The sequence below is a fragment of the Streptomyces sp. NPDC001852 genome (genome assembly GCF_042891825.1).
In the GTDB taxonomy this organism is placed as follows: Bacteria; Actinomycetota; Actinomycetes; order Streptomycetales; family Streptomycetaceae; genus Streptomyces.
On the sequence record NZ_JBIATN010000001.1, the window covers coordinates 102,957 to 119,707 of the forward strand.

Genomic DNA, 16,751 nt, shown 5'->3' on the forward strand with positions numbered 1-16,751 from the left:
GGGGCTGCGACGGGGGAATCAGGTAACGGCCGCACCGGGCCTCTTCCGGTGCTCGCGTATGTGTCGTGACTTTCGTGCATGTGCGGCGGCGACAGCGCACCGCGCACCGCCCGTCGGTTCGCGCGCGTCTTCCTCCTTCTTCGTGTCCCCGGGTGCGACAAGGGAATGGAGGGGGAATTGACGACCACACCGACCTATCCCGGGGTCTACATCGAGGAGCTGCCCAGCAGCGTCCGCACCATCGGCACCGTGACCACCTCGGTCACCGCGTTCGTAGGCCGCACCCGGCGGGGACCCGTGGACCGGCCCGTGACCATCACCGGATTCGCCGACTACGAGCGGCAGTTCGGCGGCCTCGACCCGCAGAGCCCGGTCAGCTACGCCGTGCAGCAGTTCTTCGTCAACGGCGGCACGGTCGCCGTGATCGTGCGTGCGGTAGCGGCCGGCACGGGCAAGTCGGCGACGGTGACGCTGCACTCGACCGAGAACAGCACCGAGGCCCCGGTCCTGGAGGTCACCGCCGAGCAGCCCGGTGCCTGGGGCGCGGGTCTGCGGCTCCTGGTGGACTACGACACCACCGCTCCGGAGAGCACCTTCAACCTGCGGGTCTTCGACGTCACCGGCAGCGTCGGCGAGTTCTTCCCCGGGCTGTCGGTCAGGGCCGGCGACAACAACTTCGCCGAGACCGTGGTCAACGGCGGCTCGGACACCATCAGGGTGAAGGTGCTCGCCGAACAGCGCCCGGACCCGGTGGGCACCGTCTCCAAGCCCTTCGCCGCCACCCTGCCCGACCTCACGCAGCAGATCGAGGTCAAGATCGGGGACGTCCAGCGCACGTTCCGCATCTACGACGCCGAGCAGGACGGCAAGGCCCCGGTCACCGTCACCGACCTCGCCCTGCTGCTGGAGCGCAAGCTGCGCGCGCTGCCGGACGCCCCCGGCAGGCGCGTCTTCGCGGGGACCACCGTCACCGCCTTCGGCAAGCGCCTGCAGATCGTGGCCGGCTCCACCGACCCCGCCGACACCGTGCGCTTCGTCGGCGAGGCCGCGAACAACCTCGGCCTGGAGGCCGGCGTGAACCCGCCGGTCTTCGCGCTCGCGGGCGGCGAGGACGGCGGAGCGCCCGGCCCGACCGACCTGATCGGCGGCGAGCCGGACAAGAGCGGCATGCAGGCGCTGCGCGATGTCGAGGACGTCAACCTCCTGGTGCTGCCCGAGATCTCCGCCTACCCGAACATCGAGGACCAGCTCACCGTGCTCTCGGCGGCGCAGGCACTGGCGGAGGAGAAGCGTCTCTTCGTCATCGCCGACGCCCCGCAGACCTGGGCGAGCGTGGACGAGGCGCGGGCCGGCCTGTCCGCCTTCGACCCGGTGCGCAGCGATCATTCGGCGCTCTACTTCCCGCAGCTGGAGCTGATCGACCCGCTCACCGGCCGGCTGCGTTCCTTCCCGCCGTCGGGCAGCATCGCCGGGGTCTACGCCCGCACCGACGCCGCGCGCGGGGTGTGGAAGGCGCCGGCCGGGACGGAGACGCCGCTCTCCGGGGTGCGGGCGCTGGGCGTCAAGCTCACCGACAAGGAGAACGGGCTGCTCAACCCGCTGGGGCTGAACTGCGCACGGAGCTTCCCGGTCGTCGGCCCGGTGGTGTGGGGCGCGCGGACGCTGGCGGGTGCGGACGCACTGCAGTCCGAGTGGAAGTACGTCCCGGTGCGGCGGCTGGCGCTGTTCATCGAGGAGAGCCTCTACCGCGGGCTGCGATGGGTGGTCTTCGAGCCGAACGACGAGCGGCTGTGGTCGCAGATCCGGCTCAACGTCGAGTCCTTCCTGCAGAAGCTCTTCCAGCAGGGGGCGTTCCAGGGGACGACTCCGCGCACGTCGTACTTCGTCAAGTGCGACAGCTCGACCACCACGGAGGCGGACATCGACCGCGGAGTGGTCAATGTGCTGGTCGGCTTCGCTCCGGTGAAGCCCGCCGAGTTCGTGATCGTCCAGATCGAGCAGATGGCCGGGCAGTTCGAGGCATAGGTTCAGGGGTTAGGAAGCAGCTTTCATGGCCGAGTTCACCGTCAACCCGCAGCGATTCGACCCCTACAAGAACTTCAAGTTCCTGGTGGTCTGGGACGGCCGGGTGGTCGCCGGAATCAGCAAGATCAGCCCGTTGAAGCGGACCACCGAGGTGGTCAAGCACCGCAACGGCGGCGACCCCAGCTCGCCGCGGAAGTCCCCGGGCCGTACCGAGTTCGAGGCGATAACCCTGGAGCGGGGGGTCACCCACGACCCGGAGTTCGACCGCTGGGCCAACAAGGTCTGGCAGGTCGGCGCCGGTCCCGGCGCCGAGGTCTCGCTCGCCGACTTCCGCAAGGACCTGGTCATCCAGGTGCTCAACGAGGCCGGACAGGTGGCCGTGGCGCACAAGGTGTTCCGGGCCTGGCCGAGCGAGTACCAGGTGCTCGGCGAGATGGACGCCAACGCCAACGCGGTCGCCATCCAGAGCCTCAAGCTGGAGTGCGAGGGCTGGGACCGGGACTGGTCGGTCCCGGAGCCGCAGGAGCCCACATACACCAACCCCGCGTAGCCGACTGTGAGTTCGGAACGAACGGCCGGCGCATCGGTCGGCGCGGCCGCCCTGCTGGCCGTCTGGGAGGCGGGGCTGGCCGCGGGGTACGCCAGGCGTGCCCTGCTGCTGCACTCCGCCGCCCGGCCGGCCGCGGACAGCGAGGAACTGCTGTCGGTCCCGGTCGGCCGCCGCGACGCCGACCTGTTCGCGCTGCGGCGCGAACTCTTCGGAGAACGGCTCGAGGTGCGAGTGACGTGCCGTCAGTGCGGCGAGGAGATGGAGTTCGCGCTCGGGGTGCGGGACGTCATCGGCGCCGGTACGGCCGAGGTCGCGGACGGACCGCTGGCCGTCGAGGCCGACGGCTGGACGGTGCGGTTCCGGCTGCCGACGGCCGGGGACCTGGCCGTCGTCGAGGCATCGCCATCCGCGGACGCCGGTGCCGAACTGGTCGCCCGCTGCGTACTGCACGCCGAACGTTCCGGAACCGAGGTGGCGGCCGACGCACTGCCCGAGCACGTACGGCAGCGCGTCGCCCAGGCCGCGGCCGAGGCCGACCCGGGAGCCGACGTCCGGCTCAACCTGGCCTGCCCGGTCTGCGGTCACGCGGCCACCGCCGAACTGGACATCGCCTCGTACCTGTGGGCCGAACTGGACGCGTGGGCGCGGGGCACCCTGCAGGACGTCCATCTGCTCGCCGGTCATTACGGCTGGAGCGAGTCCGAGATCCTGGCGCTCAGCCCGCTGCGGCGCCGCTACTACCTGGAGCTGTGTGCGGATGCCTGACCACTTCGACCGCCTGGTGGGGCGGACCGCTCCCGCTGCCGCGCCGTCCGGCGGCGCGGCCGGCGCGGCGGACACCGGTGTGGTGCGGGTGCGCCCGCGCCTGCCGGGTCCGTTCGAGCGGATGGACGCCTTCGGGGCCCGTGTCGACCCGTTCGGTCCGGACCTCGAGGAGCGGGAGTCGTCGGAGCCCATGCGACGTGCCGAATCAACCGACCCGCGCCATAGGGCGGTTGAGGCGGTGCCGCGTCGTGACCTGACGCCCGTCCAGCCCGCCGTCCCGCGGTTGCCGTCGGCCCTCCGTGAGCAGACGGCGCCGCAGCGCGGACTGCTGGTTCCCGCGGCCGTACCGCAGCCCGCCCCCGAACCGGCCGCCGGGCCCGCCCGGCGGTCCGCCGCGCACGAGGAGCACGGTGATCCGTCGCGGCGAGCGGGGGACTTCGGGCGGCCGACCGCGGAACCGGCGGTCCGTCGCGCCTCCTCCCCGGCCCGGCAGGACACCGCCCCACGGCCCATCGCCGCGGTTCCCGCGCAGACCGCGCGCGCCGCGGTCCGGCCGGCCGCCCCTGCCGCCGGACGCCAGTCCGCCCGCGACACCACGGGGCGGCGCACGCCCGAGCGTACCGTGCACATCAGCATCGGCCGGCTGGAGGTCCGAGCCGCCGCACGTGGTGGCGCTGCCGCGGCTCCGCGCCCGTCCGAGCGCGCCCAGCGGTCCGGTCGTACGACGCCCGTTCTGAGCCTGGAGAAGTATCTGTCCCGCGGGGAGGCCCAGCGATGAGCAACACGCTCGCCGTGGCCACGGTCACCGAGGCGCTTCGCCAGCAGATCGCCCAGTCGCTGGCGCCCGACATCCCGTTCGCCGTCGACGTCGCCGCGCGCAAACCGCCCACGGACCCGCCGGCCGAGCCGACGATCACCGTCTTCCTGTACCAGGTGACGCCCAACGCCGCACTGCGCAACATGGACGCGCCCACCCGAGCGGCCGACGGCACCGTGCTCACCCGGCCCTCGGCCGCCCTCGACCTGCACTACCTGATCAGCTTCTACGGCGACGAGGCCGAGCTGGTCCCACAGCGCCTGCTGGGCTGCGTGGTGCGCACCCTGCACGAGAGCCCGGTGCTGTCCAAGGCGATGATCGAGGCCGCCGCCGAGCAGCCCTACCTCCAGGGCACCGACCTGGCCGACGCCCCGCAGCGGGTGCGCTTCACGCCCACCGCGCTGGACATCGACGACACGTCCAAGCTCTGGGGGATGCTCTACCAGAACAACACTCCTTACGCCCTCTCCCTCATCTACCAGGGCATCGCCGTGATGATCGACGGCCGCGCGAAGCCGGTCGAGTCCAAGCCCGTCAAGACCCGCACCGTGCACGCCGTGCCGGAAGTCGGCTGAGCGGGAGCGGAGTCACGGCCATGGGAGGGGAGAAGGCGAAGGTGCCCGGCGGCGGCGATCTGCACCACAAGGTGCTGTCCGTGGCGGTGGAGGCGGTGCTGGCCCGTCTGGACGCGCACGCGTCCGGGCGCGAGAGCGGCGGCACCGCCCCGTCCGAGCTGCCCGCCTGCCCGGAGCCGGAGCCCGGCAGCGCCCTGGACACCCTCTGCTCCTGCTTCGGCCTGAGCCCCTTCGAACGCGACGTCCTCGTCCTGGCCGCCGCAGCCGAGCTGGACTCCACCACCGCGAGCCGCTGCGCCGCGGCCGGCGGCGACCCGGCGCGGCCGTACCCGACCTTCTCACTCGCCCTGGCCGCCCTGGACGACGCGCACTGGAGCGCGCTCGCCCCGGTCGGGCCGCTGCGCCGCTGGCGGCTGCTCGAACTCGACGACCGGGACGGGAGCGCGGCCCTCACCGCCTCGCGCATCCGGATCGACGAACGGATCCTGCACTTCCTCGTCGGCGTCGACTATCTGGACGTCCGCCTGCACGGGCTGCTGAACCGGATCGCCACGTCGGCGCAGGCCCTGCCGCCCGCGCACGAGCGCACCGCGCGGGACGTCTCCGCGAGCTGGGCCGCGGCCGAGCTGGACGTGCTGCCGCATGTGGAGCTGGCCGGGGCCGACCGGCAGACCCGCTGGGAGATCGCCGCCGCCGCGGCCCGCGAATCCGGGCTCGCCCTGTACGCCGTCTCCGCCGAGGACCTGCCGACGGACCCCGGCGAGCGCGACCAGCTCGCCCGGTTGTGGCAGCGGGAGGCGGTGCTCCTGCCCGCGGCCTTGCTGGTGGAGTCGCATGACGGTGCGTCGGTCTCGCTGGGCGAGGCGCCGTCGGGGCTCTCCGCCAGGGACAGCTCGGCCGCCGTGGACGCCCTGACCGGCGGGCTCGCCGTACCCCTGGTGCTCTCCGCCGACGACCCGCGTCCGGCGACCGCATGCGCCCGCGCCGAGCGGGTGACCGTTCCGGCGCTCAGCGCGGAGGAGCAACTGGACGTCTGGACGGGCGCGCTGGGCGATCTGCCGGACGTCACCGAGAGCGGACTGCGCGGGCTGGTCGCCCAGTTCTCGCTGCCCGCACACGTCATCCGTGCGGCGGCGACCTCGGTACGGCGGTCGTCGGGCGCCGCCGACGCCCGCAGCGACTCGACCCAACTGGCCTGGCGCGCCGGGCTGGTGGAGGCCCGTATGGCCCTCGACGAGCTCGGCCGCCGGGTCGAGCCGCGCGCAGGCTGGGACGATCTGGTCGTCGCCGAACGCCAGCGGGCGATCCTCCGGGAGATCGTCGCCCACGTGCGCCGCCGGGCCACCGTCCACCAGGAGTGGGGCTTCGAAAGCGTGCTGCGCCGCGGACTCGGCGTCACCGCGCTCTTCGCGGGCGGATCCGGCACCGGAAAGACGCTGGCCGCCGAGGTCATGGCGGGGGAGCTGGGCGTCGACCTGTTCGTCATCGACCTCTCGCAGGTGGTCAGCAAGTACATCGGAGAGACGGAGAAGAACCTCCGCCGGGTCTTCGACGCGGCCGAGCGCGGCGGCGCCCTGCTGCTGTTCGACGAGGCCGACTCGCTCTTCGGCAAGCGCAGCGAGGTCAAGGACAGCCATGACCGGTACGCCAACCTGGAGGTCAGCTACCTCCTGATGCGCATGGAGGCCTACCGCGGGCTGGCCGTCCTCACCACCAACATGAAGAAGGCCCTGGACAACGCCTTCATGCGGCGGATCCGCTTCGTCGTCGACTTCCCCTTCCCGTCCGTGCCGGAGCGTGCCGAGATCTGGCGTCGCGTCATCCCGGACCGGACGCCGACGGAGGGACTCGACCCCGAACGGCTCGCCCAGCTCACCGTCGCGGGCGGCTCGATCCGCAACATAGCGCTGGCCGGTGCCTTCCTCGCCGCCGAGGAGGGCAGCCCGGTGCGCATGCGGCACATGCTCGCCGCGGCGCGCACCGAGTACCTCAAGCTCGAACGCTCCCTGACGCCTTCGGAGGTGGACGGGTGGGTCTGAACGACGTGCACGGCGTGCGCCACGTGACCGCGGACAGGTGGCGGGTGTCCCCAGCCTCCGCGCCGACCGCGATCCGCATCGACATCGGCGAACTCGCGCTCGAAGGCTTCGACTTGAGCCCGCGCGACACCGCCCGCCTCCGCGAGTCGTTCCGCGGCGAGCTGGACCGGCTGGTCCGCGAGCGCGGCGTCCCGGCCGCCCTGCTCGCCGACGGCGACCGTGCGCTCGACCTCCTCTCCGGGCTGCCCGAACTGCCCGCCACGGGCAACCCCCGCCGCCTGGGCGAGGCCCTCGCCCGCGCGGTCCACGCCGGCCTGTCCGGAGCCGGTGCCGTGAACGGCCGCAGGGAGCGCCGTTGAACAGCACACACGCGCCCGCGCAGAGCCGGCAGAGCAGCAGCGGCGGCAACAGGCAGAAGACCCGCAAGCCGCAGCGCTCCGCCCGCACGCCCGAGCCCAAGGAGATCATCAGCGGCGCCGGACACCCCCTCGACCCGGGCGTCCGGCGGGAGTTGGAAGCGCGGCTCGGTCACGACTTCAGCCGCGTCCGCGTGCACACCGATGAGGACTCGGCCGCGCTGGCCGACCTCGTCGGCGCCGATGCGGTCACCGTCGGGCAGGAGATCTTCTTCCGCAAGGGCGCCTTCCGCCCCGGCACCCAGGACGGCCGCCGCCTGCTCGCCCACGAGCTGCTGCACACCGTCCAGGCGCCCGACCAGCCCGGGCGGCTGCGCGCAGGCCGTGACTTCGGCGGCGTCAGCCTGCCCACCGACGCCGTCGAGCAGCAGGCCGAACAGGGCGCGCGCAGCGCGGACCCGGCAACGCCCGAGGTGACCCGTGATGCGTCCGCCACCCCCGGCTGGCTCCGCTACGCCCGCGTCGACGCCGACCGGCTCCGCAGCGAACGCCTCGACCCGGCGACCCTGGTGGACCGGCTGACCGCCGGTATCCTCCGCTCCCTGCGCGGCGACCCCACCGACTCCTCCGGCCGGGTGCGCAGACAACTCGTCCGGTTCGCCCCGGAGTTGGAGCAGGCGGTGCTCGCCAGGCTCGAACTCCGACTGCCGTCCTCCGACTACCGGCGCGTCCTCGCCCTCGCCGAGCAGACCTCGCACCTGCCGGAGGGCATGGACACCCCGCTCACGCCCGTCCCCGTCACGGACACGGTCGACCGGATGGAGGCCGAGCACGACCAGGACGACCTGCTCGAACGCGACCACCGCGAGACCGAGCAGGAGCACCGCGCCGACACGGCCGAGGGCCGTCGACGCGAGCGCCGGCGCCCGGACGGCTCCTCCCGGGAACCGGATGAGGGCCAGACCCGGCGGCGGCCCGAGCACGAGCAGCAGCACGAGGAAGAGCACCCGCAGCAGCGCGACCACCAGCAGGAACCGAAGAAGCACAAGCCCTCCGAGCGGCGCACGCACACAAAGCGGAACTCCCGCCGGGAGAGCGGGACTTCGAGCCCGTCGGGCTCAGGCGGCAACACGTCCGCCGACGCCTCCGCGTCCTCGGCACCTGAGGGCGCCACCGCCGACCAGTCCGCGTCCGCACAGCCCGGCGCCGCCTCCGCGGACCAGGCGCAGGCAGCCCAGCCGGGCCAGGACCAGGCCCAGGGCGCAACCGGCGCCCAGCAGCAGACCGACGGCAAGGACGCCCAGGACAAGAACCGCCAGGACCAGCAGGACCAGCAGGACCAGCAGGACAGGAAGGAGCAACAGGCCCAGCAGCAGAAGACCGACCAGAACAAGGACCCCAAGGACAAACCCGCCGCAGCGAAGGCCGAAGGCTCGCCGGAGCACGAGCGGAAGTCCGCCGCCCAGCAGCCCGTCGCCGGCAGCAAGCAGCACAACCCGGACCACCTGCCCACCCCGCGATCCGGCCCCGTCCGCCCGGAAGAGGTCGACAAGACCGCCGAGGAGCGCGACGGCTCGCTCGCCCGCCACGGCGTCCTCGAGGGCGACGAGGAGCAAGGCGAACCCCCCGAGCAGGAGCAGCCCGAGGGGCTGGAACCCGGCGCCGACAGCGAGTTCGACGGTCCGCACGGCGGAGAGAAGCCCGGGGCCGGCGCCGAGGCGGAGACCGCTCTCAAGCCGGAGGACTTCGTCCCCTCCACCGACCTCGACGTCTCCGCCGTACCGACAGCCGACCGGATCCACCTGCCCGCCGACGGCTCCGCCCCGGCCCCCGCCGAGTTGCCCGGCTTCCCCGCACCACCCCCGACAAAGGCGGAGAAGGTCCAGGCAGCACGCGAGAGCGAGCGCGAGGACGACGAGCCCGCCGAGCCGCCCACCGCGACGGCCCCTCCCGCTCAGGGACGCCGCGCTCCGCAGTCGACCCCGCAGCCGGGCCCCGTCGCCGAGAACGAGGCCGGGGACCGCACCGAGCACGACCTCCAGACCGAGAAGCCGGCCGAGCAGGAGGTCGGTCCGGACCCCGAGCAGACCCAACCCGCCGCCGACGCCTCTCCGGCCGCGAAACCGGAGGCCGAGCCGGGGCCGGAGCCCGAGGCCGGCCGGTTCGCCGACGGTACGTCAGCACAGGGGCCGCGCACCGAAGAGGGCGCCGCCCCCACCCCCGCCCAGCAGGAGAGCGCAGCCGAGCACAACGAGCGCCAGGAGGCCGAGCACGCCCCGGCCCCCGCGACCCCGACCTCCGCCCGCGCCTCCGCGCGACCCGCCACGGCCCCGCACCCGCACCAGCCGGCGGGCGTCCCGCACGGATCGGACCACGCCGCGGGATCGGCCCCGGGCCGCGCACCTGCCCCCGCCGGCCCCGCCGCTGCCGCCGCGGGCCCGGTCGGCGCGCCCGAGCCCGCGGGGGCGGTCGCGGGACCGGGTGCCGGGCCCGGCGCCGTCGCTCCTGCCCGTACCGCCGCGGCGACACCCGCCCTCGGTCCCGCCGACCAGCAGTCCGACACCCCGGGTTCCCTCGGTGCCCAGCCCGCCCCCGGCGCCTCGCTCGAACCGGGCGGCGGTGCCTGCGCGGGTGCCCCGCAGCCCAGCACGGAGGCCGACAAGCCCGAAGGCAGCGGCGGCGGTTGCGGAGGCGGAGGCGGCGCCGCCCAGGAGCCGAAGAGCCCGGCCCCACCCAACGTCTCCGACCAGGACCCGCAGGCCGCCCTGGGTACGGCCGCCGACGTGCCGCCGGACCAGACGGTCACCGTCCTCGACGGCGCCGACGGCGCGGTCGATCACTCCATCGGCCGGCAGCAGGCCCAGCTCAAGGCCGCCCCGCCGACCGCGCAGCGCCCCTCCGGCGCGCCGCAGACCCTGCACGGCAAGCCGACGGAGGAGGCCCCGGCCCCCCAGGTGTCGGGTCAGCTGGAGCGGGTGGCCCCGCCCGGGCAGGGGCAGCAGCAGAAGGCCGACGGCAACCAGGTCCAGGGCCAGAACCCGGCCCAGCAGGTCCAGACCCCCAACGTGCCGGACACCGACGTGGGGAAAGCCGACGCCCACGACGTGCAGAACATGCAGGACGCGGTCAACGACGTCCCCTCCACCGACCCCGGACTGAACGTCACCGTCGGCCCTGCCCCCCAGGTGCAGCTGACCGGCGACGCCGATCCGAAGCTGACGGACCAGCAGGCCGGCAAGTACAACGACAAAACGTCCCAGATCCAGGACACCGGCCGCCAGGACACGGCCAAGCCGCTGGGCGAGGACCAGATCTACCCGGACGTCCCCGACGAGACGCTGAAGGGCAACGTCCCGGGGGGCGCCGGCGGCCAGAGCGGCGGTGGCCAGGGCAAGGCCGGAGCGCTGCTGAAGCCCGGTGAGGCCACCGTCGTCCAGCAGCAGCGCGGCCCGCAGATCAGGCAGGCGATCGGGCAGGGCCAGGGCCAGGTGGGCAGCGCCCAGGTCAAGAACAAGCAGCAGCAGTCCGAGGCGCGCAAGAAGAACCAGTCGGACATCGACAAGGAGACCGCGGCCAACGCCAGGAGGCAGACCGACAAACGCGGTGAGGTGGGCGTCCAGGCCAAGCAGGCGCGCGACCAGTGGCGCTCCGAGCAGGACAAGCAGATCGCCGACTCCGACAAGCAGGCGGATCAGTCGCACACGGAGAACAACCAGAAGATCCTCTCCAAGCGCGACGACAGCAACAAGCAGGTCAAGGACCGGCAGACCAGCGACAACAAGAAGATCCAGGACAACCGTCAGCAGGCGCAGAAGAAGGCCCAGGACGAGAAGGAGAAGAAGAAGCACGAGTCCTCGGGCTGGTTCGGCTGGATCACGTCCAAGATCAAGGACGCCTTCAACGCCCTGCTGTCCGCGGTGACCAAGATCTTCGACTTCTTCCGCAAGCTGGTCAACGACATCATCGACGGCTTCAAGAAGTTCGCGGACTCGGTCATCGACGCCTGCCGCAAGCTCGCCGTGGAACTGATCAAGGTCGTCGCCGATGCGCTGATCAAGATCTGCGACGTCCTGCTCGCCGCGTTCCCCGCGTTGCGCGACAAGTTCCGCAAGGCCATCGAGGCCCTGCGCGACGCCGCCATCGCCGCGGTCAACGCCCTGGCCGACGCGCTCAAGGCAGCGGTCAACGCGCTCCTCGACGCACTGGGCGCCGCGCTCAACGCGCTGCTGAAACTGGCCGAGGCCACCCTCAAGGCCATCATCAACCAGGTACGGGCGGCGGTCGAGGCCGCGATCAACTTCGTCAAGGCGGCCATCGCCGCGCTCGGCCAACTCGCCGCGCTCATCGCCGACATCGCGCCGGACCCGGGCGGCTGGCTGCACAAGATGGGCGCCGCCGCGACGGACGGCATCCAGCACCACCTGTGGGGCGCGGTGAAGACGGCGGTGAAGGCCTGGTTCGACCAGAAGGTCGAGTCCGTCGTCGGCCTGACGTCCACCCTCCTGAACATCCTCGTCAAGGGCTGCATCTCCCTCAAGAAGATCGGCCAGATGGCCTGGAAGGCGGTCATCTCCGCCCTCCCGATGATGCTCGCGCAGATCATCATCGAGAAGGTCATCTCGATGATCGTGCCTGCGGCCGGGGCCATCCTGACGATCATTCAGGGCCTCATGGCCGCCTGGGGCACCATCAGCAAGATCATCGCCGCCTTCGGCAAGTTCTTCGCCTTCCTGAAGGCGGTGAAGGCCGGCCCGGCCGCCTGCCTCTTCGCCGAGGCCGTCGCCGCCGGCGTCGTCGCCCTCCTGGAGTTCGTCTCCCAATACCTCCTCTCCAAGCTCAAGGGCGCCGGAAAGGCGGTCGGCTCCAAGCTCAAGTCCCTCGCCCAGAAGATCATGAAGGCCCTGGCAAAGGCCGGGAAGGGCGCCCGGAAGGCCGTCGGCACGGCCGTCAACCGCGCCCGCACGGGCCTGCGCAACGCCATGTCCTCGATCCGCGAGCGCTTCCCGTCCCGCCGCCGGCCCGCCGAGTCCAGCTTCGGGGAGCACCCCCATGAGCACCCGGGCGAGCCCCATGCGACACCCCGTCACCCTGAGGAGGAGCGTCCCCAGACGCACCACCTCGAAGAGCGGCCGACCGACACCAAGCGCCCGGCCGAGCACGAGGACCCCAAGTCCACGAAGTCGCACGAGCAGGAGCAGTCCAAGCCGGCCAGGCCCCACGAGCCGGACGAGCCCAAGAAGTCCCGCGAGCCCGAAAAGCCGAAGGAGCCCGCCCGCCCCAAGCGCCCCGTCTCCCGCGTGGGCCGCGCCCTCAACCGGGCCAAGGGCGCCGTCAAGGGCGCCCTGGCCAAGGCCCGCAACGCGGCCCGCGCCCTGGGCCGCAAGCTCAAGAACAGCAAGCTCGGCCGCGCCATCCGCAATGGCGCCCACAAGGTCTACGACGCCTACAAGCGCAAGCGGGACCAGTTGCGCGAGTGGTGGAACAAGCGGATGGAGCAGCGCAAGCAACGTCACGAGGAGCGTGACAAGCGCGAGAATTCTCCTCAGTCCAAGCTGGAACGCCTTGAACGTATTGTGTCCCGCATTCGGCCTGCGCTCGGGGGACTCCTCAGAAAAGGCATCTTCCGGGCCGTCCTCCGGCCGACCATGTCTGCCATGCGGCGATGGTACAGGCTGACTTCGCTGGAGACGAGAGGAGTCGAGCGCGGCGGGATCTGGGCGGTTCTCAACCCGGAAAAGGAGTCCAACGAATACGCTCAGCGGGACGACGGTGCACTTGTCGACCCGTCCGAAGCCGGACAGAAAAATCAAAAGAAGAACCGAAATAAGAAACCTGAACGGAGTGAACGTGAAACCGGGCGCCCGGACGACCGGCCGGAGCCTGTTAATCCGCATGAGGTGCACGAGCACACAACTGATGCTCTTGAAAGGCTAAAGGCAGACGGCGCGCCTGGTTATCAGATCGAAATGCTCAATAATGTATTGGGTAGGGCTGCCGACGTGAAAATGGCCATCGAGGACAAGGAGCTTGGATTCACGAAGGAGGAGATCGAAGAAGAGCGCCGGAAGCTGGAAGCGGCAATGGAGGAGTACTCCAAGCACTTCAAGCGGAGCGACGTGGACCCGAAGGCCGCGCGGAAGGAGAGGGAGGATCAGGAGCATCGGCGAAGGGTTGACAACGCTCGGCACGTGCCTCCCCGTGAGTATAGTGGCGGAAAGCATTGGAAGGGGAAGACGGATGACGCCCGCAGGAATGCGAGTAGGAATGGCGGAGCCGGTCAGTTTGTTGCGCATATGACGGAAGCGGATGTGATGAGACTCGAACGAGAGGCGCATCTGACCGGAATAAGAGTCACATCTCAAGGCTCGGTGTACGGCTGGAAGAAGTTTGACTTCCAGATTGGATGGGACAATGGGGAGCCGGCCTATTGGCTTCGCGCTGAACTCACCGACCTTGATAATGAAACTCCGACTATCCATTCGCACCCAAGAAAAGAGATGGCCTAGTATGGTTCGACTGATGCCATTGAGGATCCCTTCGGGATGGGCTGTTGTCTTCAATAAGTTTGTAGAACTTCCGCCGCCGGCGGAGGTGACGCCGGAGGACCGGGACGCTTATCTGTCTCAAGACATCCTTTCGATGATGAAGACCGCGTACTCCGGGGAGGGTTGGCGGACTCAAGCGAACTCATTGATCATCGATCTCGGTTGGTACGTCCCTGCCGGGTCCGACGGTTTCTATCGTCTTTGTGTCCTCAGGGGATCTTGGGACGATGTGTTGATCACTGTTGAAGATGCCGATCAGTACGTTGTCAGGGATCGTATCGATCTCATCTTGGAGCGCCTTTCCAACGGAGTTCCCATCGATGACGTGGTCGCCGAAGTGACACGACTGAGTGATGGACAGTCATGACCACCTACGCAGACATACCCAAGCCCATCCGCTCCGGCCTGGTCATCGTCGATCCCCAACGCGGAACCCCCCAGGAAATCATCGTCCTCCAGTTCAACCCCGACAGCCTCGAGCGCAGCATCGCCCCCCAGGCCGCCGGGGCGGACAACTCGTCCGGCGACAGGACGGAGGCGCTGCGGCTCAAGGGGCCGGCGGTCGAGACATGGAAGCTGACCGCGGAGATCGACGCGACCGATCAGTTGGACGTGGCCGCGCCGAACGGGATTCATCCGCAGCTCGCCGTGCTGGAGATGCTGGTCAGCCCGTCGAGCGCCAGCCTGCGCCAGCTCGAGGCGCTTGCCGCCCGCGGCACCCTGGAGATCACACCAGTCGAGGCGCCGCTGACGCTGTTCACGTGGGGCAACAAGCGGGTCGTACCCGTCAGGCTCACGGAGTTCTCGATCACCGAGGAGGCGTTCGACGTCGACCTCAACCCGATCAGGGCCCAAGTGGCCATCACTCTGCGGGTTCTGACGGTCAGTGATCTTCCGGTGACCAATCGGGGGTACGAGCTCTACCTCGCGTACCTGGCGCAGAAGGAGCGGCTGGCAGGTCCCGCCGCGACCCGGCGGCTCAGCGCGCGGGGGCTCAGCGGAAGTGGACTGGGAGGGGTCTGATCAACCATGGCATCGCTGGAGAACCCGTTGGACGCGGTCGCGCTCACACAGGCGACCACCGCCTATCCGCGGTCGAGCCGCTACTACGGACTGGGCATCGCCCGGTTCACGGAAGCGGACGGCCATGAGGTCACCTACCTGCGTCGCCGCCTCCTCCCCGACCCGGCGGGCATGGCGGACCTGACCACCCACACCGTCAGCACCGGCGACCGCCCCGACCTGCTCGCCGCCCAGTACCTGGGCAACGCCGAGCAGTGGTGGCGGATCGCCGACGCCAACCCGGCTCTGGACCCACGGGAGTTGACCGACGAACCGGGCCGCCGGATCCGCATCACGCTCCCCTCGGGCGTGCCCGGAGGGGTGAATGGCTGACAACGGTCCGATCACGACCGGGCCGATCCATCTGACCCTGATGATGGGCCCGCAGCTGGCCGTGCCCGTCGCGCAGGAGGTCGCGGACTCGCTGCTCTCGGTGCAGGTGACGGTGGCGTCGGGGCAGCGCAGTGGCTTCCAGCTGGCGTTCGACCTGGCGAAGGACAGCCTGATCGGCAACAGCCTGCTGCCGGGCGGATACTTCGATCCCAAGACACGCGTCATCCTCACGGTCACGGTCCAGGGCACGCCCACCGTGCTCATGGACGGCGTGATCATTCGCCAGGAGGTCGGGATCTCCAACCAGCCCGGCCAGTCGACGCTCACCGTCACCGGCGAGGACCTCACCGTCCTGATGGACCTGGAGGAGCGCGCCGCCGTTCCGTACCCCGCGATGTCCCCGGCCGCCCGCGTGCACGCGATCGTCGCGCAGTACGCGCAGTACGGGATCACCCCGCTGGTCGTCCCGGAGCTCATCCCGCAGACCCCCATGCCCACCCAGCGGGTGGACTTCCAGAAGGGCACCGACCTCGCCTATGTCAACCAGCTGGCGCAGGCCAACGGTTATGCCTTCTACCTCGACCCCGGCCCTGTCCCCGGGCAGAGCCGCGCCTACTGGGGGCCGGAGGTCCGCCTCGGTGAACCGCAGCACGCGCTGAACGTCAACATGGACGGGTTGTCCAACGTCGACCAGCTGACCTTCGCCTTCGACGGGACGGCGCGCGAGCAGCCGGAGGCGCGTATCCAGTTGCCGGCCACCCGCGTCTCGTCCATCCTGCCCGTGCCCGAAGTGAGCATCCTGCGGCCGCAGTTGGCGCAGCGCCCGGCGCCCGCCCTGAAGAAGACGGTCATCGGGGACACCGCGAAGAAGGACAGTGGACAAGGCATCGCCGAAGCCCTCGCCAAGGCGGCCGAATCCGCCGACGCCGTCACCGGCTCCGGTCAGTTGGACGTCGTCCGGTACGGATACCTGCTGCGTGCCCGTGAGTTGGTCGGTGTCCGTGGCGCCGGCATCACGTACGACGGCCGGTACTACGTCAAGTCGGTGACCCACAACCTGCAACGGGGCTCGTACACGCAGAACTTCACCCTTGCTCGCGAGGGGCTGATCGCGCTCGAGCCGACGGTCGTCCCCTAGGAGACAGAGAATGGCTGCTGAACCCACCCGCTACCTCGGCAAGTACCGGGGCACCGTGGTGAGCAATGCCGACCCCATGGTCGTGGGCCGGCTGCAGGTCCAGGTCCCGGACGTGCTCGGTGACGTGCCCTCGACCTGGGCCATGCCGTGCTTCCCGCTGGCCGGCCCCGGGATGGGGCAGTTCCATCTGCCGCCGGTGGGCTCGGGCGTCTGGGTGGAGTTCGAGCAGGGCGACCCCAGCTACCCGATCTGGACCGGGTGTTGGTACGGCGCCGCGCACGAGGTGCCCGAGGACGCGGTCACCGCCACCAACAACCCGAACGTCGTGCTCCAGACGCCCGGTCGGCGCCAGATCGTCCTGTCCGACGAGCCCGGCGGCAAGGGCATCACCCTCAAGCACCCCTCCGGCGCGTCGATCGTCATCGACGACACGGGGGTGCACATCAGCAACGGCCAGGGCGCGGTGATCTCACTCGTGGGACCGACCGTGACCATCAACAACGACGCGCTCAGCGTCACCTGAACTCCGACGGGGGAAGGCCAAGT

At 70.7% G+C, this 16,751-nt stretch carries 13 protein-coding genes; all 13 read left to right on the forward strand.

The window, feature by feature from the left end; all coding sequences use genetic code 11:
* The first annotated feature begins 177 nt into the window (after window positions 1-177).
* From ACFYZB_RS00440 to ACFYZB_RS00500, 13 genes are read left to right on the forward strand one after another with little or no spacing between them, the layout of a single operon-like run.
* Window positions 178-2,025: a phage tail sheath family protein gene (locus tag ACFYZB_RS00440; protein WP_388752486.1), complete on the forward strand. Its 1,848-nt coding sequence runs from the start codon at window positions 178-180 to the stop codon at window positions 2,023-2,025.
* Between the two features lie 25 nt (window positions 2,026-2,050).
* A complete protein-coding gene (locus tag ACFYZB_RS00445) occupies window positions 2,051-2,575 on the forward strand; it encodes a phage tail protein (RefSeq protein WP_351205251.1) in 525 nt (174 codons plus the stop codon).
* A gap of 6 nt (window positions 2,576-2,581) precedes the next feature.
* Window positions 2,582-3,340 (forward strand): hypothetical protein, encoded by a 759-nt coding sequence (locus ACFYZB_RS00450; protein ID WP_388752489.1) that lies wholly within the window; start codon window positions 2,582-2,584, stop codon window positions 3,338-3,340.
* Entirely contained in the window at window positions 3,333-4,118 is a 786-nt protein-coding gene (locus ACFYZB_RS00455) for a hypothetical protein (protein ID WP_388752492.1), read from the forward strand. Before ACFYZB_RS00450 ends, ACFYZB_RS00455 begins: the two co-directional genes overlap by 8 nt.
* Window positions 4,115-4,732 (forward strand): DUF4255 domain-containing protein, encoded by a 618-nt coding sequence (locus ACFYZB_RS00460; protein WP_351205257.1) that lies wholly within the window; start codon window positions 4,115-4,117, stop codon window positions 4,730-4,732. The genes ACFYZB_RS00455 and ACFYZB_RS00460 overlap by 4 nt, the downstream gene beginning before the upstream one ends.
* A 20-nt stretch (window positions 4,733-4,752) precedes the next feature.
* A complete protein-coding gene (locus ACFYZB_RS00465; protein WP_388752495.1) occupies window positions 4,753-6,771 on the forward strand; it encodes an AAA family ATPase in 2,019 nt (672 codons plus the stop codon).
* Complete coding sequence (locus ACFYZB_RS00470; RefSeq protein WP_388752497.1) at window positions 6,762-7,130, forward strand: hypothetical protein; 369 nt, start codon at window positions 6,762-6,764, stop codon at window positions 7,128-7,130. The genes ACFYZB_RS00465 and ACFYZB_RS00470 overlap by 10 nt, the downstream gene beginning before the upstream one ends.
* The gene (locus ACFYZB_RS00475) at window positions 7,127-13,633 is read left to right on the forward strand and encodes a DUF4157 domain-containing protein (RefSeq protein WP_388752500.1); all 6,507 of its coding nucleotides are present in this window, start codon (window positions 7,127-7,129) and stop codon (window positions 13,631-13,633) included. Before ACFYZB_RS00470 ends, ACFYZB_RS00475 begins: the two co-directional genes overlap by 4 nt.
* Window positions 13,634-13,646: 13 nt before the next feature.
* Window positions 13,647-14,039 (forward strand): hypothetical protein, encoded by a 393-nt coding sequence (locus ACFYZB_RS00480; protein WP_388752503.1) that lies wholly within the window; start codon window positions 13,647-13,649, stop codon window positions 14,037-14,039.
* A complete protein-coding gene (locus tag ACFYZB_RS00485) occupies window positions 14,036-14,695 on the forward strand; it encodes a hypothetical protein (RefSeq protein ID WP_388752505.1) in 660 nt (219 codons plus the stop codon). The genes ACFYZB_RS00480 and ACFYZB_RS00485 overlap by 4 nt, the downstream gene beginning before the upstream one ends.
* Window positions 14,696-14,701: 6 nt before the next feature.
* A complete protein-coding gene (locus ACFYZB_RS00490) occupies window positions 14,702-15,067 on the forward strand; it encodes a hypothetical protein (protein WP_388752507.1) in 366 nt (121 codons plus the stop codon).
* Entirely contained in the window at window positions 15,060-16,205 is a 1,146-nt protein-coding gene (locus ACFYZB_RS00495; RefSeq protein ID WP_351205271.1) for a hypothetical protein, read from the forward strand. Before ACFYZB_RS00490 ends, ACFYZB_RS00495 begins: the two co-directional genes overlap by 8 nt.
* A 10-nt stretch (window positions 16,206-16,215) precedes the next feature.
* On the forward strand, window positions 16,216-16,728 hold the full coding sequence (locus tag ACFYZB_RS00500; protein WP_388752509.1) for a phage baseplate assembly protein V: 513 nt from the start codon (window positions 16,216-16,218) through the stop codon (window positions 16,726-16,728).
* The last annotated feature ends 23 nt before the right edge of the window (window positions 16,729-16,751 follow it).

What these genes read in the sequence shown, in the direction of transcription:
- ACFYZB_RS00480 (WP_388752503.1), top strand. Translation starts at nt 13,647, where the DNA reads ATGCCATTGAGGATCCCTTCGGGATGGGCTGTTGTCTTCAATAAGTTT.
- ACFYZB_RS00460 (WP_351205257.1), top strand. Translation starts at nt 4,115, where the DNA reads ATGAGCAACACGCTCGCCGTGGCCACGGTCACCGAGGCGCTTCGCCAG.
- ACFYZB_RS00485 (WP_388752505.1), top strand. Translation starts at nt 14,036, where the DNA reads ATGACCACCTACGCAGACATACCCAAGCCCATCCGCTCCGGCCTGGTC.
- ACFYZB_RS00490 (WP_388752507.1), top strand. Translation starts at nt 14,702, where the DNA reads ATGGCATCGCTGGAGAACCCGTTGGACGCGGTCGCGCTCACACAGGCG.
- ACFYZB_RS00500 (WP_388752509.1), top strand. Translation starts at nt 16,216, where the DNA reads ATGGCTGCTGAACCCACCCGCTACCTCGGCAAGTACCGGGGCACCGTG.
- ACFYZB_RS00495 (WP_351205271.1), top strand. Translation starts at nt 15,060, where the DNA reads ATGGCTGACAACGGTCCGATCACGACCGGGCCGATCCATCTGACCCTG.
- ACFYZB_RS00445 (WP_351205251.1), top strand. Translation starts at nt 2,051, where the DNA reads ATGGCCGAGTTCACCGTCAACCCGCAGCGATTCGACCCCTACAAGAAC.
- ACFYZB_RS00465 (WP_388752495.1), top strand. Translation starts at nt 4,753, where the DNA reads ATGGGAGGGGAGAAGGCGAAGGTGCCCGGCGGCGGCGATCTGCACCAC.
- ACFYZB_RS00455 (WP_388752492.1), top strand. Translation starts at nt 3,333, where the DNA reads ATGCCTGACCACTTCGACCGCCTGGTGGGGCGGACCGCTCCCGCTGCC.